Genomic DNA, 26,406 nt, shown 5'->3' on the forward strand with positions numbered 1-26,406 from the left:
CTTTACACACACCTACGGAGCTCCTATGAAATCCCGCCACTTGATTCCAGGTCTGCACCTGTCCTTGCTTGCTGTTGGACTGGCCGCTGTTTTGTACGCGCCTCAAGGCCAAACACACGAAGCGGGTGATTTCTTGCTCAAAGGTGGCGTGACCTGGGTATCCCCAAAATCCAATAACGGCTCTGTGGCTGACGGCACCGTCAAGCTGGACGTAGGCAATAATGCTCGCCCCAGCTTCTCGCTGACCTACATGGCCACCCGCAATATTGGTATTGAGCTGCTGGGCGCTTTCCCCTTCCAGCACAATATCGACAGCAATCTGGGTCGTATCGGCAAGACCAAGCACTTGCCCCCAACCCTGAGCCTGCAATACCACTTCCTGCCTGACAGCGACTTCCAGCCCTATGTGGGTGTGGGTGTGAACTACACCATGTTCTTTGACACCGAGTCGCGCGGTGCTCTGGCGGGTTCCGACCTGAAGCTGAAAAACAGCTGGGGTTTTGCAGCCCAGGTCGGTGTGGATTACAAGCTGGACAAGAACTGGTTCCTGAATGCTGACGTGCGTTACATCAGCATCCGCCCAGACGTGAAGCTGAACGGCCAGTCCATTGGCAAAGCCAAGCTGGACCCCGTGGTTGCCACCATCGGGGTCGGCTACCGCTTCTAAGCTGTCGCCTCTTCCTGCTCGCGTTTGCCCTGCCCCAAGCCCAGATAGCTTTCTATCACTCGGGGATTATGAGCCAGGTCAGACGCGGGCCCTTGCAGCACCACATCGCCCGTCTCCAGAACATAACCGTAGTCAGCCACTTGCAAAGCGGCACGCGCATTTTGCTCGACCAGCAAGATGGCCACGCCGGTACTGCGCAGTCGGGCAATGATCATGAAGATCTCCCGCACCACACGCGGCGCCAGGCCCAGACTGGGTTCATCCAGCATCAGCACTTTGGGTTGCGCCATCAAGGCACGGCCTACGGCCAGCATCTGCCGCTCCCCGCCTGACAAAGTCCCTGCCAGCTGTGTACGACGCTCTTTCAAGCGGGGAAACAAGGTGTAGACCTTGTCCATGGTGTCGCGCCAACCGGGATGGCGGGCACGATACAGGCGAAAACCACCCAGCAGCAGATTGTCTTCTACCGTCATGCTGCCAAACAGCTCGCGGCGCTCTGGCACCAGGGAAATACCGGCCGCAACACGACGCTCCACTTCCCAATGGCTGATCTCCTGCCCTTCGTACTGCACCGAGCCTGTGCTGCGGCCCACGCTGGGCAAAGAACCCATCATGGAATTGAGCAAAGTGGACTTACCGGCGCCGTTGGCACCAATCACGGTCACAATGCTGCCGGCACGCACGTCCAGGCTGGCACCCATCACGGCACTGACTTTGCCGTATTGAGCCGCCAGATTGTCTACCTTCAGAATAATGTCTTTCGATTGTGCCGAACTCATAGCGCTGCTCCTGCCGAGGCGGGCTCATTGACCTGATCCAGATCCAGGTCGTCATCAATACCACCCAGGTAGGCTTCCAGCACGGCTGGATTTTCCTGAATTTCCTTGGGCAAACCTTCGGCCAGCTTGGTGCCAAAGTCCATGACCACCAGCTTGTCCGTCAAATTCATGACAAAGTCCATGTCATGCTCCACCAGCAGAATGCTCATGCCTTCGCTACGCAGCTGATCCAGCACTTTGGCCAGTTCCTGCTTTTCCTTGTAGCGCAAGCCGGCAGCCGGTTCGTCCAGCAGCAAAAGCAGCGGATCAGAAGCCAGAGCACGGGCAATTTCCAGAATACGCTGTTGGCCCAGGGCCAGATTGCCCGCCTCTTCGTACAGGTAGTCACCCAGACCCACACGCTGCAGCTGAACAGCCGCTTCGTGCAACAGCTCGGCTTCGCTGCGACGCTCGGTATGCAGGACGGCGGACACCACACCGACATTCCGACGCAAGTGAGCGCCCAGTGCCACGTTCTCCAGAACCGTCATGGTAGGCAGCAATTGCACGTGCTGGAAGGTACGGCCCACGCCCAGACGAGAAATCTCGCGTGCAGGTTTGCCATCAATCCGCTGCCCCAGAAAGCTGACCTGACCACTGGTGGCCGACAGCACGCCGGTAATCAGGTTAAAGGTCGTGCTCTTGCCCGCACCGTTAGGACCGATCAGGCCCATGATCTGACCTGCATTCAAGGTGAAGCTGATGTCATTCACAGCCACCAGACCACCGAACTCCTTGCGAATCTTATTCACTTCCAGAACCAGCGAACCGGCCTGCGGACGCTCACGCTGAGGCAAAGCCTCGGCTTGTGGGGGAGCAGCCTGACGACGCTTCTGTGCACCGAAAACCTGTTCCCAGGCCTTGTGCAGGATGGGCCACAAACCGTCGCGCGCGTACTGCAAGATCAGAACCATCAAGATACCGAAAACGATCAGCTCGAAGTTGATGTCGGTATTGAGCAGCTTGGGCAACCAGTTCTGCAACTGGTCTTTCAGGCTCAGCACCAGGGCCGAACCCAGAACGGCACCCCAGACACTGCCTGCTCCGCCCAACACGGCCATGAACAGGTATTCAATACCGTAGTTCAAACCGAAGGGGCTGGGCGAGACGGCGCGCTGGTAGTGCGCGTAGAGCCAACCGGACACACAAGCCAGCAAAGCGGCGTAAACGAACACGATGACCTTGTAATTGGCCATGTTCACACCAAAGGACTCGGCCATGCCGCTGCCGTGCTTCAGAGCGCGAATAGCACGTCCGGGACGGGAGTTCAGCAAGTTACGCGTACCCCACATGGCCAGCAAGGCAAAGGCCCAGATCAGGTAGTAAATATCCCGACCGGAGGACAGGGAAATACCGAAGAACTCCAAAGGAGCAATACCGGAAATACCATCGTACTGCCCCAGGAACTCCAGGTTACCGAACAGGTAGTACAAGGCCAGGCCCCAGGCCAAGGTACACAGGGGCAGGAAGTGACCGGACAAGCGTAGTGTGATCGCGCCCAGAATGTAGGCCACCATCATGGTAATGGCCATGCCAATCAGCAGATTGAACCAGGGCGACCAGCCCAGGCGAGCCGTCAGGTACGCCGTAGTGTATGCACCCAGGCCCACAAATGCAGCCTGACCAAAAGAAGTCAGACCACCCACGCCAGTCAACAACACCAGACCCAGCACGACCAAGCTGGTCAAGCCAATATAGTTAAGCTGGGTAATCCAGAATTCGGGCGTTGCGCCCAGCTGCGGCAAAACCAATAGAACCGCAATAAATAATAGCGTCAGCCAGTGTCTCATGTGATTTACTCCTCATCATCCACGTGCTTGCTACCGAAGGAGCGCCACAACAACACCGGTATCACCATGGTAAATACAATAACTTCTTTGTAGGCACTGGCCCAGAAAGAGGAAAACGCTTCCAGAACCCCCAGGAACAAGGCACCCAAGAGGGTGACGGGGTAGCTGATCAGGCCGCCAAAGATTGCAGCCACAAAGCCTTTAAGACCAATCAAAAAGCCCGTGTCGTAGTAGATGGTCGTTACAGGCGCAATCAGCATGCCTGACAAGGCACCGATGGCCGCAGCCAGAGTGAAGGTCAGGGATCCGGACATATTGGTACTGATACCCACCAGACGGGCACCACGACGGTTCACCGCCGTGGCACGCAGGGCGCGACCGTAAAGAGTCTTACCAAAAAAGCCCCACAAGGCCAGAATCAGGACCACGCAGGCGCCCATCACAAAGAAGGTTTGAGCAGACCAGCTCACTGCACCCAGGGACACTTCACCTTCCATGAAGGGAGGCGTGCGCCAGCCTTCCGGACCGAAGAACACCAGGCCCAGACCCGTCAGCGCGAAGTGCACGGCGACCGAGGTAATCAGCAGCACCAGCACACTGGCTTCGGCGATAGGCTGGTATACCAGGCGGTAGACCATAGGGCCCAGAGGAATCACCACCGCCAGCGAGAACAGCACGGCCACCCACAATGGCAGCTCCGAGCTGACAATGGCGGGAGCGGCAAAGTAAACCGCGACGGGGATCACGATATTGACCAGAAACTTGCGGGGCATGCCGGCCAGGCTGCGGCTGCGCAAGGCAGAGAGCAACTCCAGCAAGAACACCAGCGCACCAGCGATCAATAGCAAAATAACGGTTCCCGGCATGCGGCCATTGACCACAAAGGCCAGGGTCAAGGCGCCAAAGGTGACGAACTCACCTTGCGGGATAAAGATAACGCGGGTAACCAGGAAAACCAGAACCAGGGCGAGCCCGAGCAAGGCATAGATGGCGCCATTCAATATGCCATCCTGCAACAAAATTAAAGCGATGGTGGTATCCATGTCGGACAACATCCTGTACAACAAAAAGGGCAAAGGGCTTACGGCAAACGCAGGCCTGTAGCGGGAACGGGTGCCAGGATCAGCCAGCACCCGCCTTGGAAAAAACCGGCTCTTGAGCCGGTTTTTGCCTGTCAGATATTACAGATCAGGCTGATACGTCCATTTACCGTCGACCACTTTCACAATCACGTGGGCACGCTTGTCCAGACCGGCGTGGTCCGTTGCAGACATATTGAACACACCTTGGGAAGCAGCCAGTTCCTTGGTTTGCTCCAGAGCATCACGCAGGGCTGCGCGGAACTCGGGGGTACCTGGCTTGGCGCCGGACTTCAGGGCTTCCGGAATGGCTTCGGTCACGAGCAGACCGGCATCCCACATGTGACCACCAAAGGTATTGATGGAGCCAGCGCCGTATTTGGCTTCGTATTTTTCCTTGTAGTCCATGGCGGTCTTTTTCACCGAGCTGCTGTCAGGCAGTTGTTCGGCAACCAGCAATGGACCGGCTGGCAAGATCATGTCGTTACAGTCTTTGCCACACACACGCAGCACGTCGCTGTTGGCGGCACCGTGTGTCTGGTAAATGATGCCAGCGTAGCCGCGACCTTTCAGTTCGCGCTGGGGCAAGGCAACAGGGGTGCCGGAACCGGCGATCAGAACGGCATCAGGCTTGGTGCCCAGCAGCTTCAGAACCTGACCGGTCACGCTGGTGTCGTTACGGCCATAGCGCTCGGCGCCCAGCACTTTGATGCCTTTGGCTTGAGCGGCTTCGGTAATCACGTTCAGCCAGCCGTCACCGTAGGCGTCGTTGTAGCCGATAAAGCCCAGGGTTTTGACGTTCTGCTTGACCATGGCATCGGCCAGAGCACCGGCCATCAACTGGTCATTCTGAGGGGTCTTGAACACCCAGGTACGGGCGCCTTCCACAGGATCAACAATCTTGGCGTTGGCGGCCACACTGATCATGGGAGTCTTGGTTTCGCCGGCAACGTCCACCATGGCCAGGGAGCCAGGCGTCACGGAGGTACCGATCACCACGTCGACCTTGTCGTCGGTAATCAGCTTGCGCATATTGCGTACGGCCACGGTGGTATCGGTAGCATCGTCCAGAACGATGTACTCGATTTTCTGGCCGGCCACTTCAGTAGGCAGCAGGCTGACTGTATTGCGCTCAGGAATGCCCAGTGAGGCCGCCGGTCCTGTCGCTGCCACCGTCACACCCACCTTGATCTGCGCGGACACGGCCACGGGCAGGCTCAAGGCCAGGGCTGCAGCCAATGTCGTCAGGCGACCAGTAGTAATGCAGTTCATCCTTTTCTCCCAAATTTTGTTCATTGTTGTGGACCGATTTAACGGTCAAAAAATCGTAATACAGATAATCACCAGCACATACCAGAAACGTATCAAGTCACGAGAATTTCAGATATTGGTGTTTACCTTAAATATTAAAAGTTTAAATAGTGCACTAACTAAAGTGATAGCTCACTAATTAAGTGCCCTGTACCGCGATTTTCTTTACTGGAGAGCCCACTGGAGGTCAGGAAGATCTGCACTTTGGAACCCTCTGTTCCAAACGCACTCTAATTGTCGATTACTATGTAGGACTGCACCTCCTGTAGGCATTGAACTGTTTTTCATAAGGCAGCACACGTGGAAAAAGTACGTAAAACAGACGCTGAGTGGCGCGCCCAGCTCAGCCCCGAAGAATTCTATGTCACCCGTCAGAAAGGGACGGAGCGCCCCTTTACCGGCCGCTACTGGGACACCACCACGCCCGGCATCTACCGCTGCGTCGGCTGCGGCACGCCCCTGTTTGCCTCGGACACGAAGTTTGATGCCGGTTGCGGCTGGCCCAGCTACTTCACGCCCCTGAACCCGGACAATGTGCGCGAGGAGCTGGATACCAGTCACGGCATGCGCCGTACCGAAGTGCTTTGCAATGTCTGCGATGCTCATTTGGGGCACGTCTTTGAAGACGGTCCCCCACCCACTGGGCTACGATATTGCATTAACTCTCTATCCATGACTTTTGAACCCGAAGCATGAAGAAACTCTTATTTGATCTATTCCCGCTCGTACTGTTCTTTCTGGCGTTTCGCTTCTCCGACATTTATGTCGCCACCGGCGTGGCCATGGCCGCCTCGGTCCTGCAGATACTGTGGCTGAAGCTCACCAGCAAGGCGATCGAGACCTCGCACTGGATCAATCTGGCCGTCATTGTGGTCTTTGGCGGTGCCACCCTGTTTTTCCACAATGATGTCTTCATCCGCTGGAAACCCACGGTGCTGTACTGGATCTTTGCTCTGGTACTGCTGGGCGGACGTTACCTGATGCATCGCAATCTGATGCAAAAATTCATGGGCACCCATCTGGTCTTGCCCGGCCATGTCTGGGACAAATTAAACCTGGTCTGGGCAAGCTTTTTTGTCGCCATGGGCCTGGTCAATCTGTACGTTGCCTTCTCGGGCCACTTTACCGAATCCCAATGGGTCAACTTCAAGGCCTTCGGCCTGCTGGGTTTGATGCTGGTGTTTGTCGTTGCCCAATCCTTGTGGCTGGGCCGCTACCTGCAAGACTCTTCCGACAACTCCACTCCCCCAAAATCCTGATTTCGCCATGACAGACGCACTTGCTTCCCTGATTCACGAACGGCTCCAGGCACTGGAGCCGTCGGAACTGGACATCATCAATGAGTCCCATCTGCACGCTGGCCACGCCGGTGCACAAGGTGGTGCAAGCCACTTTCGGGTGATCATCGCCTCGAAACAATTTGATGGAATTTCAACACTGGCACGACACAGACTTGTGTATGATCGCGTCCACGATCTAATGCCTTTCCCGATTCACGCATTGGCTATTCAAGCCAAAACCACCGCTTAAGGATGCTCATGAAACGTATTGCCGCATTTGCCCTGACCTGCGCTATGGCTGCTCCCGTCTATGCACAGACGATTGCCACCGTAAACGGCAAAAACCTCACGCAAAAAGACTTGGATCAGTTCGTCGCCGTTCTGGTCGAGCAAGGCGCCAAGGACTCGCCCGAGCTGCGTGAGCAAGTCAAACAGGAAATGGTCAACCGTCTGGCTGTGGTGCAAGCCGCTGAAAAAGCCGGTATCGACAAGACCAACCAGGTTCAGCAAGAGCTGGAACTGGCCCGCCAGAGCATTCTGGTCCGTGCCCTGATGGCTGACTACCTGAAAAAGAACCCCGTCACCGACGCCGACCTGACCAAGGAATACAACACCATCAAGGCGATGGAAGAAGGTCAGCAGGAATACAAGGTGCGCCACATTCTGGTCAAGGACGAGGCTGCCGCCAAAGATTTGCTGGCCAAGATCAAGTCCAAGAAAATCAGCTTTGCTGATGCCGCCAAGAAAGACTCCATCGACACCGGCAGCGGCCAGCAAGGCGGCGATCTGGGCTGGGCTCCTAGCTCCACCTACGTGCCCGAGTTCGCTCAGGCTGTAGAGAAGATGAAAAAAGGCGAGCTGAGCGCTGCGCCTGTGCAGTCGCAGTTTGGCTGGCACATCATCCAGGTGGACGATGCTCGCCCTGTGACCTTCCCCGCCATGGCCGAAGTGAAGCCTCAGCTGGAAGAAATGATGCGTCAGCGCAAGCTGGCTGAGTACCAGCAGAAAATCCTGAAAGAAGCCAACATCAAGTAATGGCTTTGCAGGCCGCTTTATCATCCCGATAAGGCGGCTTGCAGGAAAAACAAATATGGCGCCTCAATGGCGCCATATTTGTTTGTTGTGCAGGTCGTTCATGCGGTAATTAAAAGCCCAGATCACTGCTGAACCACCACCAGGACTATTCAACGCGCATTAAAACAAAAGGCAGTGCGTGCTTAGCGCACTGCCTAAAAGTCGAAAAATAGCTACCAGAGCAAATATCCTGCTGACTCATAGACTCTTGGCAAAAAAGCTAAGCCTGCAAGGTGGCAGAACTTCACTTCTTCCCCCTGCGCTATTCACCCGCCAGTAAAGCCAGGAACTGGGCTTCGTCCAGAATAGTCACGCCCAACTCCTGCGCCTTGGTCAGCTTGGAACCCGCCTCTGCGCCTGCCAGCACATAGGCCGTCTTTTTGGAGACCGAGCCACTGGCCTTGCCCCCTGCTTCCAATACACGGCGTGTAGCTTCGTCGCGGCTCATGCTGGGTAGCGTACCTGTAATGACCACCGTTTTGCCCGCCAGCGGCAGATTAGCGCTATTGGCGCGGGCTTGCGCCTGTTGAGGAGTCACCCCAGCCGCCAGCAGCGCATCCAGGGCCTCACGATTATGCGGCTCCTGGAAAAAGTGCCGTACGGAAGCTGCTACAACCGGGCCCACCTCATTGACTTGCAGCAGCGCTTCTTCATCAGCCTGCTCCAATGCCTGCAAGGAGCCAAAATGCTGTGCCAGATCGCGCGCCGTGGTCTCACCCACATGGCGGATGCCCAAGGCGTAAATCAGACGATTCAAGGCCGGTTCGCGCACTTTATCAATCGCCTCGATCAGATTCTCGGCCGACTTGCGTCCCATACGCTCCAGTAGCACCAACTTTTCGACTTGCAGCTTGAAGATATCGGCCAAGGTATGCACCAGCCCGGTTTCCACCAACTGATCCACCAGCTTTTCACCCAAGCCTTCAATATCCAGCGCTTTACGGCTGGCGGCGTGAATCAGGGTTTGCTTGCGCTGGGCAGGACAAATCAGACCACCAGTACAACGCCAGGCAGACTCTCCTTCCAGACGCTCCAGTGCCGACTGACAAGCGGGACACTCCTTGACCATCTCGAAAGGCACGCTGCTCTCGGGACGCTGCTCCAACACCACAGCAACCACTTCAGGGATCACATCACCGGCACGGCGTACCACGACGGTATCGCCCGCTCGCACATCTTTGCGACGCACTTCGTCTTCGTTATGCAGCGTGGCATTTGTGACTGTGACACCGCCCACAAACACCGGCTTCAAACGCGCGACGGGTGTGACAACCCCGGTACGGCCCACTTGAAACTCGATACTCTCCACACGCGTCATTTCTTCTTGGGCGGGGAATTTATGAGCAACGGCAAAGCGCGGCGCACGGGCCACATAGCCCAGAACACGCTGCGCAGCCAAGGAGTTGACCTTGTAGACCACACCGTCAATTTCAAAGGGCAAACCGGGACGACGTTGCTGGGTTTCACCATAGAAATCCAGCAGGCCCTGCACGCCCTTCACGACTTTACGGTCGCGGCTCAACGGCATACCCAGGCTTTCCAGCCAGTCCATCATGCCCGATTGGGTATCACGAGGCAGTGCCTCGCCAGCGGGTTCCGCAAACAAGGCACTTTGTGGCTGATTCGCGGCAGGCATGGGGCTGACTTCACCCCAACCATAGGCGAAAAAGCGCAAAGGCCGTTTAGCGGTTATTTTCGGGTCCAGCTGACGCAAGCTGCCTGCGGCCGCATTGCGCGGATTCACAAATACTTTCTCGCCACGCTTGGTCTGGTTCTCGTTCAGGCGCTCAAAGTCCGCCCGGTTCATCAGAACCTCGCCTCGCACCTCCAGCACGGCAGGCAATTGTGCCGCATCGCCACGCAAGCGCAGAGGAATGGACTTGATGGTGCGAATATTGCTGGTGACGTCCTCGCCCGTGGTGCCATCACCGCGAGTCGATGCCTGTACCAACAGACCTTGCTCATAGCGCAAGCTGATCGCCAGGCCGTCAAACTTGTATTCGGCCAGATAATCTACCCGACGGTCCAGTCCCACCACACCTGCCTCGACCAGGGTATCGGCGACACGCTTGTCAAAGGCCTGAACTTCTTCAGCATCAAAGGCATTACCCAAGGACAGCATGGGGACAGCGTGCTGAACCGTATCAAAACCGTCCAGAGGCGCTGCACCCACACGCTGTGTGGGCGAGTCCGGAGTAATCCATTCCGGGTGCTCGGCTTCCAGCGCCAGCAGCTCGTTCATCAATGCGTCGTATTGCGCGTCCGAAATGCTGGGCGCATCCTGAACGTAATAGGCCCAGTTATGCTGGGCCAGTTCTTCATGTAACTGCTGTACTCGCTTCAAGCTCACGAAAAAATCCTGCCTGTACGTTCCTGGCCTGCTGTAAAGCCAGCCTGCTCCAGGCGTTCGTACAGATTACTTAGTTGTTCATCAATGTTTTGGTCGGTGCTCTCGGGCAAGGGGCGACCTTGATCATCCAGCACCACGCCGTCCAGACGGCTGGCCAGATCACGGGCCACCGTTGCCATGCGGCTGAAGGCATGATCGTCCGCCGGACTGTTGGGCAAATCCAGCAGCAAGTCGATACGCTCAATGCTGGCCGACTGAATATCTTTGGGCTGAGCACCATCGAACATGGCGGTGAAACGGGGCTGTCCCGAATCTGCCAACCAGGCCAGTTGCTGGCCAAAGGGCAGAAAGCCGGCATCCTTGACCATTTGAATCACGGACGAGGCAGGCATGGGGCCAGGCAAGCGCACCGACACGCCCACCAGGGCATCCAGATCAGCGCAGGTATTATCCAGGGCAGCCGCACGACGCAGCACATCATCCTGTTCCGGACCTTCTACCGAACCATCAAACTGCTGTGCCAGCGCTTGCGCAGCCATCCAGACCTGCGACCACTCGATCGCCGACAAGGGGCCACTACGGTTGGCCAGCAAAACGGCAATCTGCATGCTGGCGTAGGACTCGCCCGAACGCAGGCGAGCACGATGACCGCCCCCTTCGCATTCCGCGAAATAACGCACAGGCTTGGCACCGGTACGCGATACCGATTGCAAGGCCTGAGCCAGATCCTGAGCATCCACGGGCTGGCTGAAACTGATATCGATAACGGCCTCGGTCGTGCAGTCGGCCTCGGCCGCATCGTGCTCACCGTCAGCAGACGCAGAATCGCCGCCACGCGTCATGCTGGGCTCGCGGCGTTCCAGCTCGGTGAGCTGGCTCATCAAGGGATCGGTATCCCCATCCGGAAATTGGCTTTGCATCTGCTGGCGCACTCGGCGGTCTTGCCACCAGTTAAAGACCACCACGAGCAAGATGAGCAAAATGCCCAATAAAATCAGTGCGATTTGCAAATCACTCATTGTCAGTTCCGTCGAATCAACACTAGCGGATTAAAAAAAACAGGCTTACACACTGCTCATTTGCATGGCAGCGTCTACGTCCACTGCCACAATTCGGGATACACCTTGCTCTTGCATGGTGACCCCGATCAGTTGTTTGGCCATCTGCATGGCAATTTTATTGTGAGAAATAAATAAAAACTGGGTTTGGTCACTCATGCTGGCCACCAGATTGGCATAGCGTTCGGTATTCGCATCATCCAGTGGCGCATCCACCTCGTCCAGCAAACAAAAGGGTGCGGGATTGAGCTTGAAGAAGGCAAAAACCAGCGCTGTCGCTGTCAATGCCTTTTCACCACCAGAGAGCAAATGAATCGTGCTATTGCGCTTGCCTGGTGGCTGAGCCATGACCTGCACCCCAGCTTCCAGCACTTCATCGCCCACCATCGTCAGTTTAGCCTCTCCACCACCAAATAGCCTTGGGAAAAGCTCGCCAAAGTGCTGATTAACGATGTTGAATGTTTCCATGAGCAACTGGCGGGTCTCGCGGTCAATCTTGCGAATCGCATCTTCCAGAGTCTCGATGGCATCACTCAAATCTTTATGCTGAGCATCCAGATAGGTCTTGCGTTCCTGGGCCGTAGTCAGCTCCTCAAGGGCCGCCAGGTTCACCGGACCCAGGCCTTCAATCTGGCGCGAGATGCGCTGCACTTCAGACTGCAACCAGCCCACACGCTGCCATTCCGGTGTCTTTTCCTGTAACAAGCTCCACAGTTCGGAACGGTTTACCTTTCTGCTGTCCAGCTGTTCAGCAAACTGTTCGACCGCCAGACGCGACGCTTGTTCCTGCAACTGCAATTCAGTGACTTGCTCGCGCAAGGGTGCCAGATTCTTTTCGTTCTCGGCACGGGCCTGTTCATGCTCACGCAATTGGGCAGCCAGCGTATCGAGTTGAATTTTTGCCAGACGAACGGCTTCTTCACGTTCGGCACGCAACTCCAGGGCATCTTGTAAACCGGCTTGTGCAGCAGAAGCATCCAGATCCAGCAGTTCGCCTTGCAAACCTTCCAGCTGACCGGCCGTGCGTTGTGCCTGCTCCTGCGCCAGGGCCAGATTGCGCTGCAGTTCGGCCATGCGCTGCACCAAAGCACGCTCGGCAAATTGGGCATCATGCACCGCGCGCTCACGCTCGTGTACGGTACGACGGGCCTGTTCTGCCTGTTCGGCGCCCTTCTCGCCTTCCATCTGCGCTTCGGCAAACACGCCCTGATGTTCGGCCAGCTCTTCATCCAGCGTTTCAAAGCGGGCCTCGAACTCCTCGCGGTTCGCCTGCAGCTCTTCGCGCTGTACTGCCAGTTCTTCCAGCTCTTCGTTGATGCGACTACCACGCTCTTGCGACTGCTGCGCCTGTTGGGCCAACTTGGAGTGCTCCAGCTGCACATCGTGCATCCGAGCTGTCAGCTCGCCCACGCGGGCCCGGGCCGGAACCAGGCCGTTACGCACTTGCTGCAAGGCCATTTCGGCCTGGGTGCTGGTATGGCCCAGTTCATCGACAATCAGTTGAGCGCCGCGCAGCTCGCGCTCCAGATGAGCAATTTCCTGCTGACGTGCCAGCATCCCGGCTTGTTCGGAGTCGGGTGCATAAAAGCGAATGCTGTACTTATCCACCAAATGGCCGTCACGCACCACGATTGCCATTTGATCTGTCAGTTGATCGCGCAAGCTCAGGGCCTGCTTCAAGTCCTGACAGACATAAACCTGGTGCAACCAATTATCCAGCAAGCTGCGCAAGCCGCCCTCTTGCTGACGCAGCACCGAAGTCAACAAGGGTAAATCCAGGGCAGGCTTGGCCGGCGCTCCCGCCTCGGGCAACTGATAAAAACTTAAACGGGCCGGTGGTGCATCACTGGCGAAAGCTGCGGCCATATCCAGGCGGCGCAGCTCCAAGGCCGTCATGCGCTCGCGCAGCACAGCCTCCAGCGCGGTTTCCCAGCCTTTTTCCACGTCCAGGCTTTGCCATAGACGCTTCATGTTCTCCAGTCCATGCTTGGCCAGCCAGGGTTCCAGAGTTCCCTTGCGCGCCACATCCTCCTGCAAACGACTCAAGGCCAGATGACGTGCTTCCAGACGGGCCATATCCTGCCCGCCTTGCAAGGCTTGCTCCTGCGCCTTCTTGCGCTCCTCTTCCAGTCGAGGAAGCTGGGCCTCCAGATGCTGCATATGTTCCTGAGCTTGCTGCAGCTGATTTTGCAGCATGTTCAGATCGCCTTGCAGGCGCTCCAGATTGTCCGGGTCCGGGGCATTGAGTTCGCGCAATTCCTGCTTCAAGCGCTCCTGACGCTGCTCCACGCCTTGAATCTGGCGGTCGGCATCACGCTGTGATTGCGCAGCCAGGGCCAAGCTCTGTTCCAGACGCGCCAAAGCCATGCGCATTTCGTCCCGACGCTGGGCCTGTTCGCGTACACGCAGCTCCAGATCGGGCAAGGCTCCTTGAGCCTCTTCCAACAAAATCTGTAATTCTTCCAGCTTGACTGCTGCTTCCTCGCGTTGCTGTTCGCTGTTTTCCAGCTCCAGCTGGCAATGCTCCTGCTGCTCAATCCAGTCGTGCTGCTGTTGTTCCAGCTGCTCGCGGCGCTGCGCCATACGGCTGCGCGAATCCAGCACGTGGCGAATTTCTGCTTCCAGGCTGGACACTTGAGAGCCCGCCTCATACAACTGGCTTTGCGCCAGATGCAAAGCATCGCCAGCCTGTAAATGAGCTTGTCGCTGCGACTCCAACGTGGATTCGGCATGCCGCAAACCGGCAATGGATTCTTCCAGCTTGGTCTGAGCCTGTTCAATCGCCAGGAAACGGGCTTTTTGATCGCTCTGTGCATTGGACTCTTTCAGCAGCCACAGCAGGTTTTGCTTGAGCTCACCGTCTTGCTGCAAGTCACGATACTGGCGTGCCACTTCGGCCTGCGCCTGCAATTTCTCCAACTGCGCATCCAGTTCTCTTTGAATGTCTTCCACTCGCAGCAGGTTTTCACGGGTATCGCGCAAGCGGCTTTCTGTTTCGCGACGACGCTCCTTGTAGCGCGACACGCCTGCGGCTTCTTCCAGAAACACACGCAGTTCTTCCGGCTTGGCTTCAATCAGGCGGTTGATCATGCCCTGCCCGATGATGGCGTAACCCCGCGCCCCCAAGCCCGTACCCAGGAAGATGTCGTGAATATCACGCCGGCGAACAGCCTGATTGTTCAGAAAGTAGCTGCTGGTCCCGTCGCGGCTCAGGACACGCCGTACCGAGATCTCGGCATAGGTGCTCCACTGACCCGAGGCCCGCCCTTCAGAATTATCGAAAACCAGCTCAACCGATGCGCGGCCCGCCGGTTTGCGTTGCGAGGAGCCATTGAAAATCACGTCCTGCATGGACTCGCCACGCAGCTCGGAGGCTTTGCTCTCGCCCAGCACCCAGCGCACCGCATCGATGATGTTGGATTTTCCACAGCCGTTGGGCCCGACAACGCCAACCAACTGACTGGGAGTTGGGATGGAGGTCGGGTCCACAAAGGATTTGAAACCAGCTAGTTTGATCTGGGTTAGACGCACAGGGTAGAAGTCAGCTCAGAAAAGACCAATTTGAACAGGCGCACAGGCGCATCTTGATCTGCCCGGCACCGCGAGTCGTATGATACCGCAGCACCTGCCACCCACAGCAAAACACGCCAAAAAACAAATGAAAACCACGGCACGGCTGCTGGGATGATAAGGCAGTAAACTCCCCCTTGCCGTCAAGTCCTGTTTACCCTGCTTGGCAAGCAGGACAAGAGTGTCAGACAGGGCATTTACAATAGCGCTTTGCCAGCGCCCGCCCGGCCAGAAAATCCGCGCAGACAGATAGCCGCAATGAATTTCTGATACCACTGCCCCCGCAGTCCCTGTTATTCTTGCTCCCCATCTCTCTTCGTAAATTTCACACCGGCTCAGGCTTGGTCAGAAAAACCATGAGGAGCCGCCTTGAAAAAGCTCCCCAGGCCTGACACCTGGCTTTGATTCGTGCTCTGCAGTCTCGAGACTGCACCTATGGGCACACGTATTCGGGATGTATTTTGAATAAAGGATTTTATCTGGTCATGGCCGCGCAGGCATTGTCGTCAGTTGCCGACAATGCCTTGCTGATTGCCGCCATCGCCCTGATCGCTGACCTGCACGGACCTATCTGGATGGTCCCCATGATGAAATGGTGGTTTGCGCTGTCCTACGTGCTATTGGCCGCTTTTGTAGGGGCCTTTGCCGACTCGTATCCCAAGGGCCGGGTGATGTTCGCCACCAATGCCATCAAGCTGATAGGCTGTATGTTGATGTTCTGCCACCAGTACTTTGGCATGAACGACTCCCAGCAGCTGGTTCTGGTCTTTGTCTCCTACACCCTGGTAGGTATCGGTGCTGCTGCCTACTCTCCCGCCAAATACGGCATCGTCACCGAAATGCTCAAGCCCGAACAGTTGGTCAAGGGCAATAGCTGGATTGAAGGGCTGACCGTTCTGTCCATCATCGGCGGCACCGTGCTGGGCGGCATTCTGATCAACCCGTCGATCGCCAGTTCGCTGGCCGAACACCCCCTGATTGCACCTTTGGCCCAGACGCGTGCCGAAGTCGCTATCTTGCTGATTTCCTTTATCTACCTGTCGGCAGCGCTGTGCAACCTGCTGATTCCCCGCACCAATATCGACTACCCGCCCCAACAAAAGAACCCCATTCTGCTGCTCAAGGAATTCCGTACCTACGTACATATTCTGTGGCGTGACAAGCTGGGCCAGATCTCGCTGGCGGTAACCACTTTATTCTGGGGGGCCGGTGCCACACTGCAATTCATTGTGATCGAATGGGGCGCTCAACATCTGGGCTACCGTCTGGACCAGGCCTCGGTGCTGATGGGCGTAGCCGCATTGGGTACGGTCTTTGGCGCCGTTTTTGCGGCCCGCGTCCCCCTGAAGAAATCACTGGCCGTTCTGCCAGTGGGCGTGGCAATGGGCTTTGTGGTTCTGCTCATGCCCTTGGTGCACGAGAAATGGGCGGTCTACACCCTACTGATGGGCATTGGCGGCTTGTCCGGCTTTTTCGTCGTTCCCATGAATGCCCTGCTCCAACATCGCGGGCACGTCATGTTGTCGGCCGGTCATTCCATTGCCGTGCAGAACTTCAATGAACAGCTGAACATTCTGTTCATGCTGGCGCTGTACAGCCTGCTGTTATGGCTGCGTTTGCCCATCAACTACATCATTGTGTTCTTTGGCCTGATGGTAGCGTCCTTGATGACGGTATTCATCATCTGGAAAAACGCCAATCTGCGCGCGCACCCCGAGCTGGAAGCCTGCATAGGCCAGGAAGGTCATGGACAGGCCTTGACGGCCAAGTAAGGGACAGCCCCGAAAAAGGCACTACACCCCAAAAGTTGGACTTGAATCCAATCTTTGGGGTGTTTTTCCATGATGACGTCTGACGAGGCAACTAAGCGCTAAAAGCCACCTGCAAGAACTGAGATCAGGACTGGCCCTGCAACTCGCGCAGCAAGGACAAATCCCGCCAGGCATTGGCTTTGTGCTGCGGGCGCAGCAACAGCGAGGCAGGATGGTAAGTCACCACCAAAGGCAGGCTACGACCCTGGGCATCGGTATACGTCAGGGCCTGGCCCCGCAAAGCCTCCAGATCTTCATCACGACCACTTAATGCCACCGCCGCCAAATGGCCAACGGCCAGCAAGCGACGTGGCTGTACCAAGCGAATCTGCGCATCCAGAAAGGCCCGACACGCGGCCAGCTCCTCTTGGGTAGGTGGACGGTTGCCCAAGGGGCGGCATTTCACCAGATGCGTTTTATAGACCGAAGCATCAGGAATCGCGCTATTGAGCATGGCTTGCAAAAGCAGCCCGGCTTTGCCGTCAAAAGGCTGGGCGCTGCGATCATCACTGGTGCCCGGCGCTTCACCAATAATCATCCAGTCCGGTTCAGACAAGAGTTCTGAACCAAATACCACTTGAGCGCGGCCCGTATGCAAACCGCATTCCTGACAAGCCTGTACCTGCTCCAGCAAGCTGGCCATATCCTGGGCTTTTTCGGGCTGAATCAGTACAGCAGGCCGCTGCACGACCTCCTCCACAGGAGCCGCTGCAACAGGTCGAGCGCCGGATTTACGCAAGACCGCCAGCGCCTGATCACGCGCCGACATGGCATCAGTAGCCGCTGCGGGAGCTGAAACAGGCGCAGGGCTGCCTGCATCATCCAGATTTCGGCCTGCCAACTGAGCCGTCTGCGGTGACGCTGCGGCCTCTTGCGCAGGGGCTGCGGTATTGGCGGCGGATTGCACCAGAGGTTGTGGCTGCGGCAGACGCGCCAGAAAAGCACGCTCCAGCCCCAACTCCAAAAGCCAGGTGCGCTGCAAAGGAGAGATAGGCTGAAAATCGATCATGCCCCAGCCCTGCTGGCCAGGTTCAGACTCATCAAGACCGCGTCTTCACGCTGTCCATCGCCCAGCGGATAGTAGTTTTTACGCAGACCATCCGCCTTGAAACCGTACTTCTGATACAGACCAATAGCTGGCGCATTCGAGGCCCGCACTTCCAGAACCACGCGCTCCAATTGATGCTGACGAGCCCACTGCAGGCCGTCATCCAGCAATTGCCAAGCCAGACCGCGCCGCTGCTGTTCGGGGGCCACCCCAATCAGCAAGAGTTCGATCATATCGGGGGCTTGCAGCCAGATGGCATAGCCTTGCACCAGGCCTTGTTTGTGAATGATTCGGGAGCAGTACGCGCTATTGCCCAGGGCATCCGTGAAGTTGCCTGCCGTCCAGGGATGGCTTTCCACACGACGCTCAATATCCAGCACAGCGGACACATGCCCGGCCTGCATGGCTTCAATTTGCAGAGGTTGATCCAGAGCCGCAGGGTTTCCGCCCAGGCCCTGCTCACGCTCCTGGATGGTGTAGGCGACTTTCTCGCGCACATACAGCGGCATGGCCAGATCCGGGGAGATCCCCCGTCCTTCATCCAGATCATGCAGAGCCAAATGCGCCACGCTGGCACCTGTTGCACGCCATGTCTGGCCCACTTCCCAACCCTGTGCGAGCACAGCTGGGGCCAGATCAGGAAACTGCTCCAATGCGTCACCGACGACTTGAATAGGCTGCTGCTCTGCGATCAAACCCTCAGCCTGCAAACGGGCGATCCAGGTAGTGACCTGCGCGGCATCCAGCAAGACCGGGCTTTGCAGCACAGACCAGGACTTCTCAGCTGTCCAGCAGTACACAGCCGCGTAGACCTCTTGCATGCGCGCATCCTGTGCCACCACATAGGCTGTGCCCTCTACAGGCGTACCGCAAGCAGCAGCCGCCAATAAGGACGAGACCGGCAGCACCGGCAAGTCCAAGGCAAAAGCCATACCTTGAGCTACACCACAGGCCACGCGCAGGCCGGTAAAACCGCCAGGGCCTTGGCCGAAAGCAATCGCCGTCAGAGCGTGCCTATCCAGACCGGCCTGCTCCAGCAGTTGCTCAGCCATGGGCAAAAGGCGTTCGGCATGATCGCCAGTCCCCTCGTGGCTCAGCTCCACCAGCGAAATACCCGCTTGGGTGCGAGACAACAAGGTCAGTTCACAGAGATTGGAGGAAGTCTCCAGGGCAAGAATATGTGCATCCATCGCGCTATTTTAGTTTAAGCAGACTCAAAATAGGCAGCTCCCTGGGATCGGACAAGGACAAAGCAGTCCATCATGGAGTTTCGGGTGTATTTGCCCTCTGGCCGCTCTTTTTTTGACCTGACTCAAGCCGGGCTGTCAAACTATTTGCCACCATATAATCTTCTGTGAAGCCAGTCCAAATCCGCTGCAAGGCGCATAAATAGTACAAAACGCTTAATGTGTAATATTTTTCTACACCCCCCTATACGCGGTTTCTGATGCCTGTTACATTTTCGCTATGAATACGCCGACCCCCCCCCTCACCCGCAAAATCCTTGTCGTTGACGACGATCCCCGGCTGCGCGATTTATTGCGCCGCTACTTGTCTGAACAAGGGTTCAACGTTTTCGTCGCCGAAGACGGTAAAGAAATGGCCAAACTCTGGCAACGCGAGCATTTCGATCTGCTGGTACTGGATCTGATGCTGCCAGGCGAGGATGGCCTGTCCATCTGTCGTCGGCTGCGCGGCGGACACGACAACACTCCCATCATCATGCTCACAGCCAAGGCCGAAGAAATCGACCGTATCGTGGGCCTGGAGATGGGTGCCGATGACTACCTCATCAAACCTTTCAACCCCCGCGAACTGCTAGCCCGTGTCAACGCTATCTTGCGACGCCGTGGTACCGAGGAACACCCCGGCGCACCTAGTCAGGAAAATGAATCGATCGAGTTTGGCCCCTATGTGCTGAACCTGTCCACACGAACACTGACACGCAACAACGAAGTCGTCCCCATCACAACGGGCGAGTTCTCCGTGCTGAAGGTGTTTGCCCGTCATCCCAAGATCCCCTTGTCGCGCGACAAACTGATGGAACTGGCGCGTGGCCGCGAATACGAAGCTTTTGACCGCAGCCTGGACGTGCAGATTTCGCGTCTGCGCAAGCTGATCGAACCCAATGCCTCCAAGCCCGTGTTCATTCAAACGGTCTGGGGTCTGGGCTACGTTTTTGTTCCAGACGGCGGTAACTGACCTTGTCTTCCGGTCAGCAAGAAGGGCGGCCCGCCGTGGCCGCCCAACGCCGAGCAACAAAAAACTCAAGTATCCGGCTGGGTTTATTCAGCCGGTCTTTTTTATTGCTCGCAGCGTTGATGCTCGTCAGCCTGGGTGCCTGGCTGCAAGTATTCTTCAGTATGGAAGAAGGCCCACGCGCAGCCCAAATGGCGCAGCGCGTGGCGTCCATTGTCAGCATCACCCGCTCGGCCCTGGTGTACGCGCCCCCGGCGGTACGCCCTGCCCTGTTGCTGGATCTGGCCACCAAGGAAAGTCTGCGCGTACAACCACGCGAGAACACGGACGAACTTGAACCCCTGCCGCGCTCCAACTACTGGCAGCACGTCTCTACCGAAGTGCGTGGCGCACTGGGCAGCCAGACCTTGATCATGTGGTCGGTCAACAGCGTGCCGGGCATCTGGGTTTCCTTTGATATCAATGAAGATCAGTATTGGCTGGTCTTTGATCGCGAACAATTAAGTCTGACTGCCGGCGTGGAATGGCTGGGCTGGGGCGCTACCGCCTTGCTGCTGGCCTTGATTGGTGCCGCTGTCAGTGTGCGTTTTGTGAACCGGCCTTTGGCTCAGTTGGCCAAAGTGGCTCAGCAACTGGCCCGTGGCGAAACCCCCAGTACCCTGCCTGAAAAAGGTCCGGTTGAAATCCGCGACATGAATATTGCCTTTAACCGCATGGCGCGCGACATTCGCCAGACGGAGGCCGACAGGGAAATCATGCTGGCCGGCATTTCGCACGACTTGCGCACACCGCTGGCGCGCATGCGTCTGGAAATTGAATTAAGCCAGGTATCGGACGAAACCCGCGCCGCCATTGACGAGGACCTGGCACAGATTGACCACAGTATTGGTCAACTGATGGAATACGCCCGCCCCGCTGCTGCCGTTCCTGAACATGGCATTGATGTTTCCGCCGTGCTCAATGATGTCTACGAACGCGAACGCACGCATACCGAATCACTGGGTGGGATTTTGACAGCCTCCGTTGAACCCAATCTGTATGCCCGCATCAGCGCCCACGACTTGAAGCGTATCGTCTCCAACCTGATCGAAAATGCCCGTCGCTATGGACGCAGTCCTGAGGATGATCGGGCACGCATTGAGCTGTCGGCGCATCAGCATGGCAATATTCTGGTAATTGCCGTCAAGGATCAGGGAGCCGGTATTGAAAAAGGCGATATCCAGCGCCTGCTGCGCCCCTTCTCGCGCGGCGTCTCTGCACGCACAGGCGTCAGTGGCGCAGGCTTGGGACTGGCTATTGTGGAGCGTTTGCTGGGACAAGTTGGCGGCCACTTCGAGCTGGTCAGTGCTCCGTCCGAGGGCTTGACCGCGCGCATTCAATTGCCCCGCATCCGCGCCAGTCGTAATGCGCCTGGAACCCAGGGCGATAAAGACACCAAAGCCTCCTGAGTACCATGAGCCTTGGGCAGGGGACAGCCCTTGCCCAAGGCCGGACTCAGCCCCGCAGTCAATCAAGCACGGTACAACAAGGCAACTGAGGTCACCGCAATCCCTTCCTGGCGCCCCACAAAGCCGATCGCCTCGTTTGTTTTTCCCTTGATGTTCACACTGCCGGGTTCCAATTGCAGATCGGCCTCGATATTGGCCACCATCGCCGGAGCATGTGGTGCAATCTTGGGTTTTTGCGCATGAATCGTGGCATCCACATTGCCTACCAACCAGCCAGCCGCACGTACCTGCTCATAAGCATGGCGCAGCAGCACTCGACTATCGGCCCCCTTGTATTTTGGGTCCGTGTCCGGAAAGTGACGACCAATATCTCCCAGGCCTGCCGCCCCCAGAATCGCATCGGTAATCGCATGCAGCAAGGCATCAGCATCCGAATGCCCCATCAGGCCATGCGTATGCGGAATAGTGACGCCGCCCAAAATCAAAGGTCGGCCTTCGCACAGCACATGCACATCAAAACCTTGTCCTACGCGAATCGGCATGCTCATAACCATTTCTCCATCAATTCAAAATCTTCAGGCCAGGTGACTTTAAAATTCCGCGCCGAACCCAATATCAATAAGGGTTGGCTGCCCGCCAACTCCATGGCGCTGGCCTCATCCGTCACCGCAAAACCCTGTTCTTTAGCCGCTAGCAGAGCCTCACGCAAAGTATGGGCAGGAAACAGCTGGGGAGTCTGCGCTAACCACAGTCCATCTCTATCCACTGTTTCCTGCACCGCAGCTGGCTCGGCGGGCGTTGCGCGCTTGACGGTATCAGGCACGGGTAAAGCCAGCAAGCCACCGCGTTGCGCCTGCAAGCAGGCATCAATCAGCCCCGCCAAAGCCTTCCTGGGCAAACCGGGACGAGCAGCATCGTGAACCAGAGCCCAGGCTTGTTCGTCCTTATCCAGGCCCTGCAAGGTATTGAGCACTGTTTCTGCCCGCGTTTCCCCACCACAAGGCAGACAAATCGTGCGCGGCAAGCCTTCCAGTGCCGCGGCGGCCCAGGTATCACCGGGGGCCACGGCCACCCGCACCTGGCTGATGCGCTCATCAGCCAGCAAAGCCTGTACCGAGCGGCGCAACATGGGCTGCCCACCCAGCAAACGGTATTGCTTGGGCAAACCTTGCGCCTTCGTGGCAGAATCCAGGGCGCGCGAGCCAATACCGGCGGCTGGAACAATTGCAATCAAGGTAGTCTTCATAGGTGGGTGATTTTATAATGACAATCCTGATGGAAACCGAAAAACAGCACTCCCTGTCCCTGCCCAGCACCCAAGATGTGCTGGCTGCCTTACGCCCCGGTCAACGCTACTCGCAGCCCATGCCCCCCGGCTCGGGTGATGCCTGCCTGATTGCCGACCTGGCCCGCCAACATAAAGCGCCTATTCTGGTGCTCTGCGCCGATCCCTTGACGGCCCAAAGGCTGGCCGAGGAAATCCTGTTGTTTGGCCCCGCCCTGCGCGTTCGCCAACTGCCGGACTGGGAAACACTGCCATACGACAGCTTCTCTCCGCACCAGGATCTGATCTCCGAACGTTTGCGCACCTTGCATGCCCTGACCATGCACGAGGTCGATGTACTGACGGTCCCCGTCACCACCGCCTTGTATCGTCTGGCACCGCCCTCCTTTCTGGCCGCCTACACCTTCTCATTCCGCCAGGGCGACGAGCTGGATGAGGCGCAACTGCGCGCCCAGTTGATGTTGGCCAACTACACCCATATGACACAGGTCAGCGCTCCAGGCGAATTCAGCATTCGCGGTGGCCTGATTGACCTGTTCCCTATGGGTTCAGTGCTGCCTTACCGTCTGGACCTGTTCGACAACGAAATTGAAAGCATACGCAGCTTTGATATCGACACCCAGCGCAGCCTGTATCCGGTCAAGGAAATCCAGCTGCTACCCGGCCGTGAATTCCCCATGGATGAAGAGGCGCGCACACAATTCCGGGCTCGTTTTCGCGAGTTCTTTGAAGGCGATCCTTCACGCGCCCTGCCCTATAAAGATGTAGGCAATGGCATTGCCTTTGCCGGTATTGAATACTATTTGCCGCTGTTCTTTGAAGAAACGGCCACCTTGATGGACTATGTGCCCCAAGGCAGCCTGGTCATTACTCACGGGGATGCACAAAACGCGATTGGCCGCTTCCAGAGCGATACTCATAGCCGTTTTTCCTTCCTGAAGAACGACCGTGAACGCCCGATTCTGCCGCCAGAAAGCCTGTTTTTGTCAGACGAGCAGTTTTTCAATGGCATCAAGCCTTTCAGCCGCCTGAGCCTGAGCGCCCAGGCTGACAACCAGCCTATCGCTCATCCCGATTTCGAGCCTTTGCCTGTGGTCGCGGTAAACCGACGCGACAAGGATCCATTGTCTCAACTGCGGCAAGAAGTGCTGGACCCGAAAAACCGGACCGTGCTGTGTGCAGATTCGGCAGGTCGTCGGGAAACGCTGCTGCAGATGCTGCGTGAACATGATCTGTCACCCGCAACAGACTGCCAGAGTCTGGCCGATTTCCTGGAGTCAGACGCGGCTTTTGCCCTGGTCGTCGCGCCTTTGTCACGTGGCTTTGCCTTGGTGCATGACAGCCTGAGCCTGCTGACTGAAAACGACCTTTACCCCACCCAGACTCGCACCCAAAGCAGCCGTCGCCGCAACGAGCGCAGCAGCGATGTGGAAGCCATGGTGCGGGACCTGTCCGAGCTACGTGAAGGCGACCCCGTGGTTCACGCCGAGCACGGGATTGGTCGCTACTGCGGCCTGAAAGAAATGGACCTGGGCGAAGGCCCGGTCGAGTTCCTGCACCTGGAATACGCTAAAGGCAGCACTTTGTATGTGCCCGTAGCCCAGTTGCACGTGATTGCCCGTTACAGCGGTGCTGATCCCGAGCATGCACCTTTACACCAGCTCGGCTCCGGCCAATGGGATAAGGCCCGCCGCCGCGCTGCGAAACAAGCGCGTGACAGCGCTGCGGAATTGCTGGCTCTGTACGCTCAGCGCGCCGCTCGTGAAGGCTTCAAGTTCAAGCTGCCGCTCAATGACTATCAAGCCTTCTCCGAAGGGTTTGGCTTTGAGGAAACACCGGACCAGGCTGCTGCCATTGAAGCCGTCGTGAACGACATGACGTCCGGCCAGCCTATGGACCGTCTGGTCTGCGGGGATGTGGGCTTTGGTAAAACCGAAGTCGCCCTGCGTGCCGCCTTTCTGGCCGTGGCCAATGGCAAACAGGTTGCCCTGTTGTGCCCAACCACTCTGCTGGCCGAGCAACATGCGCAGACCTTCTCGGACCGTTTTGCCGATTGGCCCATCCGTGTTGCCGAACTGTCCCGCTTCCGTTCGACCAAGGAAACGCAGGCCGCAATTGCGGGCCTGCGCGATGGCAGCGTAGATATTGTGATTGGTACGCACAAAATCCTGTCCTCGGACGTGCGTTTCAAACAACTGGGTCTGGTCATCATCGACGAGGAACACCGCTTTGGTGTGCGCCAGAAAGAGGCCTTGAAACAGCTGCGTGCCGAAGTCGATATCCTGACCCTGACCGCTACACCTATTCCACGCACCTTGGGCATGTCCCTGGAAGGCATACGGGACTTTTCCGTCATTGCCACGGCACCGCAAAAACGTCTGGCGATCAAGACCTTCGTGCGTCGTGAAGATGGCAGCACCATACGCGAAGCGCTGCTACGCGAATTGAAACGCGGTGGTCAGGTCTACTTCCTGCATAACGAAGTCGAGACCATTCACAACCGCCGTGCCCGTCTGGAAGAACTGGTGCCAGAAGCCAGTATTGCAGTGGCTCACGGCCAAATGCCGGAGCGCGAACTGGAAGCCGTCATGAAGGGCTTCTACCAGAAACGCTACAACGTGCTGCTGTGCACCACGATTATTGAAACCGGCATTGATGTACCCACGGCCAATACCATCGTCATCCACCGTGCGGATCGCCTGGGTCTGGCTCAACTGCACCAGTTGCGCGGACGAGTGGGTCGATCCCACCACCAGGCTTATGCCTATCTGCTGACCCCCGGCGAGGATGCCATCACCAGCAATGCGAAAAAGCGGCTGGAAGCCATTCAGGCCATGGAAGAGCTGGGTGCCGGCTTTTTCCTGGCCATGCACGATCTGGAAATTCGGGGTGCCGGTGAAGTGCTGGGCGAATCCCAATCCGGCGACATTCAGGAAGTGGGCTATTCCATGTATGCGGATATGCTCAACACCGCCGTCAAAGCCCTGAAGGCCGGTGAAGAACCTGATCTGGACTCGCCCTTTGCCTTGCAGTGCGAAGTGAATCTGCATACTTCTGCGCTGCTGCCAGCCAACTACTGTCCGGATGTGAATGCCCGTCTGGGACACTACAAAGCCCTGTCACACGCCCGTACCGAAGACGACCTGATCCATATCCATGAGGAGCTGATCGACCGCTACGGCCTGCTACCAGAAGCGGGCGAAAACCTGCTGGCCGTGCATCGCTTGCGCATCAAGGCCGAACCGCTGGGCATTGTGAAAATCGATGCCAGCGAAGCTCAAGCGACGATTCAGTTTTCCTCCAAGCCCAATGTGGACGCGGTCAGCATTATTGAACTGGTGCAAAAGAACAAGCAGGTCCGCCTGGCTGGGCCAGACAAGCTGAAAGTTGAAATTACCAAAGGCGAGGAAATCAAGAACCGTATTCAAGCCGTGCGTAATGTCTTGAACAGCTTGCGCAAAGAGAAGTAAGCCTTAACAACAAGGCTAGGATATAAAAAAGAGCACTGCCCAAGGACAGCGCTCTTTTATTTTTGACAGCCAAACTCCTGCCTTGTGCGTTTACGCTGATGAGCTGGAAGGCCTATATACAGACCAACTCTTGGTAAGCCTTGAGTTT

Annotated in this window: 20 protein-coding genes; 9 read left to right on the forward strand and 11 right to left on the reverse strand. The window is 57.1% G+C overall.

Annotated features, from left to right (window positions below; all coding sequences use genetic code 11):
- Positions 1–25: 25 nt before the first annotated feature.
- Positions 26–667, forward strand: a complete 642-nt coding sequence (locus D0C27_RS18400; protein ID WP_009456629.1) for an OmpW/AlkL family protein — start codon at positions 26–28, stop codon at positions 665–667.
- On the opposite strand, the gene D0C27_RS18405 is transcribed toward D0C27_RS18400, so the two are convergent.
- The 4 genes from D0C27_RS18405 to D0C27_RS18420 all read right to left on the reverse strand — a co-directional run bounded on the left by D0C27_RS18405 (position 664) and on the right by D0C27_RS18420 (position 5,626).
- Positions 664–1,446, reverse strand: a complete 783-nt coding sequence (locus D0C27_RS18405) for an ABC transporter ATP-binding protein (RefSeq protein ID WP_026483121.1) — start codon at positions 1,444–1,446, stop codon at positions 664–666. The genes D0C27_RS18400 and D0C27_RS18405 overlap by 4 nt on opposite strands.
- Positions 1,443–3,275 (reverse strand): branched-chain amino acid ABC transporter ATP-binding protein/permease, encoded by a 1,833-nt coding sequence (locus D0C27_RS18410; RefSeq protein WP_137431425.1) that lies wholly within the window; start codon positions 3,273–3,275, stop codon positions 1,443–1,445. Before D0C27_RS18410 ends, D0C27_RS18405 begins: the two co-directional genes overlap by 4 nt.
- Before the next feature lie 5 nt (positions 3,276–3,280).
- A complete protein-coding gene (locus D0C27_RS18415) occupies positions 3,281–4,318 on the reverse strand; it encodes a branched-chain amino acid ABC transporter permease (protein WP_035272757.1) in 1,038 nt (345 codons plus the stop codon).
- Positions 4,319–4,456: 138 nt separating this feature from the next.
- Positions 4,457–5,626, reverse strand: a complete 1,170-nt coding sequence (locus D0C27_RS18420; RefSeq protein ID WP_009456635.1) for an ABC transporter substrate-binding protein — start codon at positions 5,624–5,626, stop codon at positions 4,457–4,459.
- 339 nt (positions 5,627–5,965) lie between these two features.
- Here D0C27_RS18420 and msrB point away from each other — a divergent pair, with 339 nt between their 5' ends.
- Genes msrB through D0C27_RS18440 form a run of 4 tightly spaced genes read left to right on the forward strand, consistent with a single transcriptional unit; the run spans position 5,966 to position 7,980 of the window.
- Entirely contained in the window at positions 5,966–6,361 is a 396-nt protein-coding gene (msrB, locus tag D0C27_RS18425; protein ID WP_009456637.1) for a peptide-methionine (R)-S-oxide reductase MsrB, read from the forward strand.
- Entirely contained in the window at positions 6,358–6,924 is a 567-nt protein-coding gene (locus D0C27_RS18430; RefSeq protein WP_009456639.1) for a septation protein A, read from the forward strand. The genes msrB and D0C27_RS18430 overlap by 4 nt, the downstream gene beginning before the upstream one ends.
- Before the next feature lie 7 nt (positions 6,925–6,931).
- The gene (locus D0C27_RS18435) at positions 6,932–7,195 is read left to right on the forward strand and encodes a BolA family protein (protein WP_009456641.1); all 264 of its coding nucleotides are present in this window, start codon (positions 6,932–6,934) and stop codon (positions 7,193–7,195) included.
- An 8-nt stretch (positions 7,196–7,203) separates the two neighbouring features.
- Positions 7,204–7,980 carry a peptidylprolyl isomerase gene (locus tag D0C27_RS18440; RefSeq protein ID WP_026483124.1) on the forward strand — a complete coding sequence of 259 codons (777 nt, stop codon included), beginning with the start codon at positions 7,204–7,206 and terminating at the stop codon, positions 7,978–7,980.
- 301 nt (positions 7,981–8,281) lie between these two features.
- Here D0C27_RS18440 and ligA read toward each other — a convergent pair whose 3' ends face one another.
- From ligA to smc, 3 genes are read right to left on the reverse strand one after another with little or no spacing between them, the layout of a single operon-like run.
- Entirely contained in the window at positions 8,282–10,369 is a 2,088-nt protein-coding gene (ligA, locus tag D0C27_RS18445) for an NAD-dependent DNA ligase LigA (protein WP_035272480.1), read from the reverse strand.
- Positions 10,366–11,388: a cell division protein ZipA C-terminal FtsZ-binding domain-containing protein gene (locus D0C27_RS18450; RefSeq protein WP_035272478.1), complete on the reverse strand. Its 1,023-nt coding sequence runs from the start codon at positions 11,386–11,388 to the stop codon at positions 10,366–10,368. Before D0C27_RS18450 ends, ligA begins: the two co-directional genes overlap by 4 nt.
- Positions 11,389–11,433: 45 nt before the next feature.
- Positions 11,434–14,958 (reverse strand): chromosome segregation protein SMC, encoded by a 3,525-nt coding sequence (smc, locus tag D0C27_RS18455; RefSeq protein WP_137431426.1) that lies wholly within the window; start codon positions 14,956–14,958, stop codon positions 11,434–11,436.
- A 500-nt stretch (positions 14,959–15,458) separates the two neighbouring features.
- Here smc and lplT point away from each other — a divergent pair, with 500 nt between their 5' ends.
- Positions 15,459–16,769 (forward strand): lysophospholipid transporter LplT, encoded by a 1,311-nt coding sequence (gene lplT / locus D0C27_RS18460; protein ID WP_060186478.1) that lies wholly within the window; start codon positions 15,459–15,461, stop codon positions 16,767–16,769.
- A gap of 124 nt (positions 16,770–16,893) precedes the next feature.
- Here the strand turns inward: lplT and D0C27_RS18465 are convergent, their stop codons facing one another.
- Together D0C27_RS18465 and tsaB are read right to left on the reverse strand one after the other, a co-directional pair.
- On the reverse strand, positions 16,894–17,817 hold the full coding sequence (locus D0C27_RS18465) for a uracil-DNA glycosylase (protein WP_137431427.1): 924 nt from the start codon (positions 17,815–17,817) through the stop codon (positions 16,894–16,896).
- The gene (gene tsaB / locus D0C27_RS18470) at positions 17,814–19,046 is read right to left on the reverse strand and encodes a tRNA (adenosine(37)-N6)-threonylcarbamoyltransferase complex dimerization subunit type 1 TsaB (RefSeq protein WP_137431428.1); all 1,233 of its coding nucleotides are present in this window, start codon (positions 19,044–19,046) and stop codon (positions 17,814–17,816) included. The genes D0C27_RS18465 and tsaB overlap by 4 nt, the downstream gene beginning before the upstream one ends.
- Before the next feature lie 277 nt (positions 19,047–19,323).
- On the opposite strand from tsaB, the gene ompR reads away from it, so the two are divergent.
- Complete coding sequence (gene ompR / locus D0C27_RS18475) at positions 19,324–20,058, forward strand: osmolarity response regulator transcription factor OmpR (protein ID WP_003801024.1); 735 nt, start codon at positions 19,324–19,326, stop codon at positions 20,056–20,058.
- Between the two features lie 119 nt (positions 20,059–20,177).
- Positions 20,178–21,503 (forward strand): sensor histidine kinase, encoded by a 1,326-nt coding sequence (locus D0C27_RS18480; RefSeq protein WP_088450541.1) that lies wholly within the window; start codon positions 20,178–20,180, stop codon positions 21,501–21,503.
- Between the two features lie 62 nt (positions 21,504–21,565).
- On the opposite strand, the gene ispF is transcribed toward D0C27_RS18480, so the two are convergent.
- Both ispF and ispD read right to left on the reverse strand, forming a co-directional pair.
- Complete coding sequence (ispF, locus tag D0C27_RS18485; protein ID WP_021446886.1) at positions 21,566–22,051, reverse strand: 2-C-methyl-D-erythritol 2,4-cyclodiphosphate synthase; 486 nt, start codon at positions 22,049–22,051, stop codon at positions 21,566–21,568.
- Positions 22,048–22,749, reverse strand: coding sequence for a 2-C-methyl-D-erythritol 4-phosphate cytidylyltransferase (ispD, locus tag D0C27_RS18490; protein WP_115633923.1), 702 nt, complete (start codon positions 22,747–22,749; stop codon positions 22,048–22,050). Before ispD ends, ispF begins: the two co-directional genes overlap by 4 nt.
- A gap of 17 nt (positions 22,750–22,766) precedes the next feature.
- Between ispD and mfd the strand changes: the two genes are divergently transcribed.
- The gene (mfd, locus tag D0C27_RS18495; protein ID WP_170978598.1) at positions 22,767–26,258 is read left to right on the forward strand and encodes a transcription-repair coupling factor; all 3,492 of its coding nucleotides are present in this window, start codon (positions 22,767–22,769) and stop codon (positions 26,256–26,258) included.
- Positions 26,259–26,406: the final 148 nt, after the last annotated feature.

The sequence above is a fragment of the Alcaligenes faecalis genome (assembly GCF_005311025.1).
Lineage (GTDB): Bacteria > Pseudomonadota > Gammaproteobacteria > Burkholderiales > Burkholderiaceae_B > Alcaligenes > Alcaligenes phenolicus.

Bases quoted from the DNA above. Each gene is read 5' to 3' on its own strand.
- D0C27_RS18400 (WP_009456629.1), top strand. From the start codon at position 26: ATGAAATCCCGCCACTTGATTCCAGGTCTGCACCTGTCCTTGCTTGCT.
- D0C27_RS18405 (WP_026483121.1), bottom strand. From the start codon at position 1,446: ATGAGTTCGGCACAATCGAAAGACATTATTCTGAAGGTAGACAATCTG.
- D0C27_RS18410 (WP_137431425.1), bottom strand. From the start codon at position 3,275: ATGAGACACTGGCTGACGCTATTATTTATTGCGGTTCTATTGGTTTTG.
- D0C27_RS18415 (WP_035272757.1), bottom strand. From the start codon at position 4,318: ATGGATACCACCATCGCTTTAATTTTGTTGCAGGATGGCATATTGAAT.
- D0C27_RS18420 (WP_009456635.1), bottom strand. From the start codon at position 5,626: ATGAACTGCATTACTACTGGTCGCCTGACGACATTGGCTGCAGCCCTG.
- D0C27_RS18430 (WP_009456639.1), top strand. From the start codon at position 6,358: ATGAAGAAACTCTTATTTGATCTATTCCCGCTCGTACTGTTCTTTCTG.
- D0C27_RS18435 (WP_009456641.1), top strand. From the start codon at position 6,932: ATGACAGACGCACTTGCTTCCCTGATTCACGAACGGCTCCAGGCACTG.
- D0C27_RS18440 (WP_026483124.1), top strand. From the start codon at position 7,204: ATGAAACGTATTGCCGCATTTGCCCTGACCTGCGCTATGGCTGCTCCC.
- D0C27_RS18450 (WP_035272478.1), bottom strand. From the start codon at position 11,388: ATGAGTGATTTGCAAATCGCACTGATTTTATTGGGCATTTTGCTCATC.
- D0C27_RS18465 (WP_137431427.1), bottom strand. From the start codon at position 17,817: ATGATCGATTTTCAGCCTATCTCTCCTTTGCAGCGCACCTGGCTTTTG.
- tsaB (WP_137431428.1), bottom strand. From the start codon at position 19,046: ATGGATGCACATATTCTTGCCCTGGAGACTTCCTCCAATCTCTGTGAA.
- ompR (WP_003801024.1), top strand. From the start codon at position 19,324: ATGAATACGCCGACCCCCCCCCTCACCCGCAAAATCCTTGTCGTTGAC.
- D0C27_RS18480 (WP_088450541.1), top strand. From the start codon at position 20,178: ATGCTCGTCAGCCTGGGTGCCTGGCTGCAAGTATTCTTCAGTATGGAA.
- ispF (WP_021446886.1), bottom strand. From the start codon at position 22,051: ATGAGCATGCCGATTCGCGTAGGACAAGGTTTTGATGTGCATGTGCTG.
- ispD (WP_115633923.1), bottom strand. From the start codon at position 22,749: ATGAAGACTACCTTGATTGCAATTGTTCCAGCCGCCGGTATTGGCTCG.
- mfd (WP_170978598.1), top strand. From the start codon at position 22,767: ATGACAATCCTGATGGAAACCGAAAAACAGCACTCCCTGTCCCTGCCC.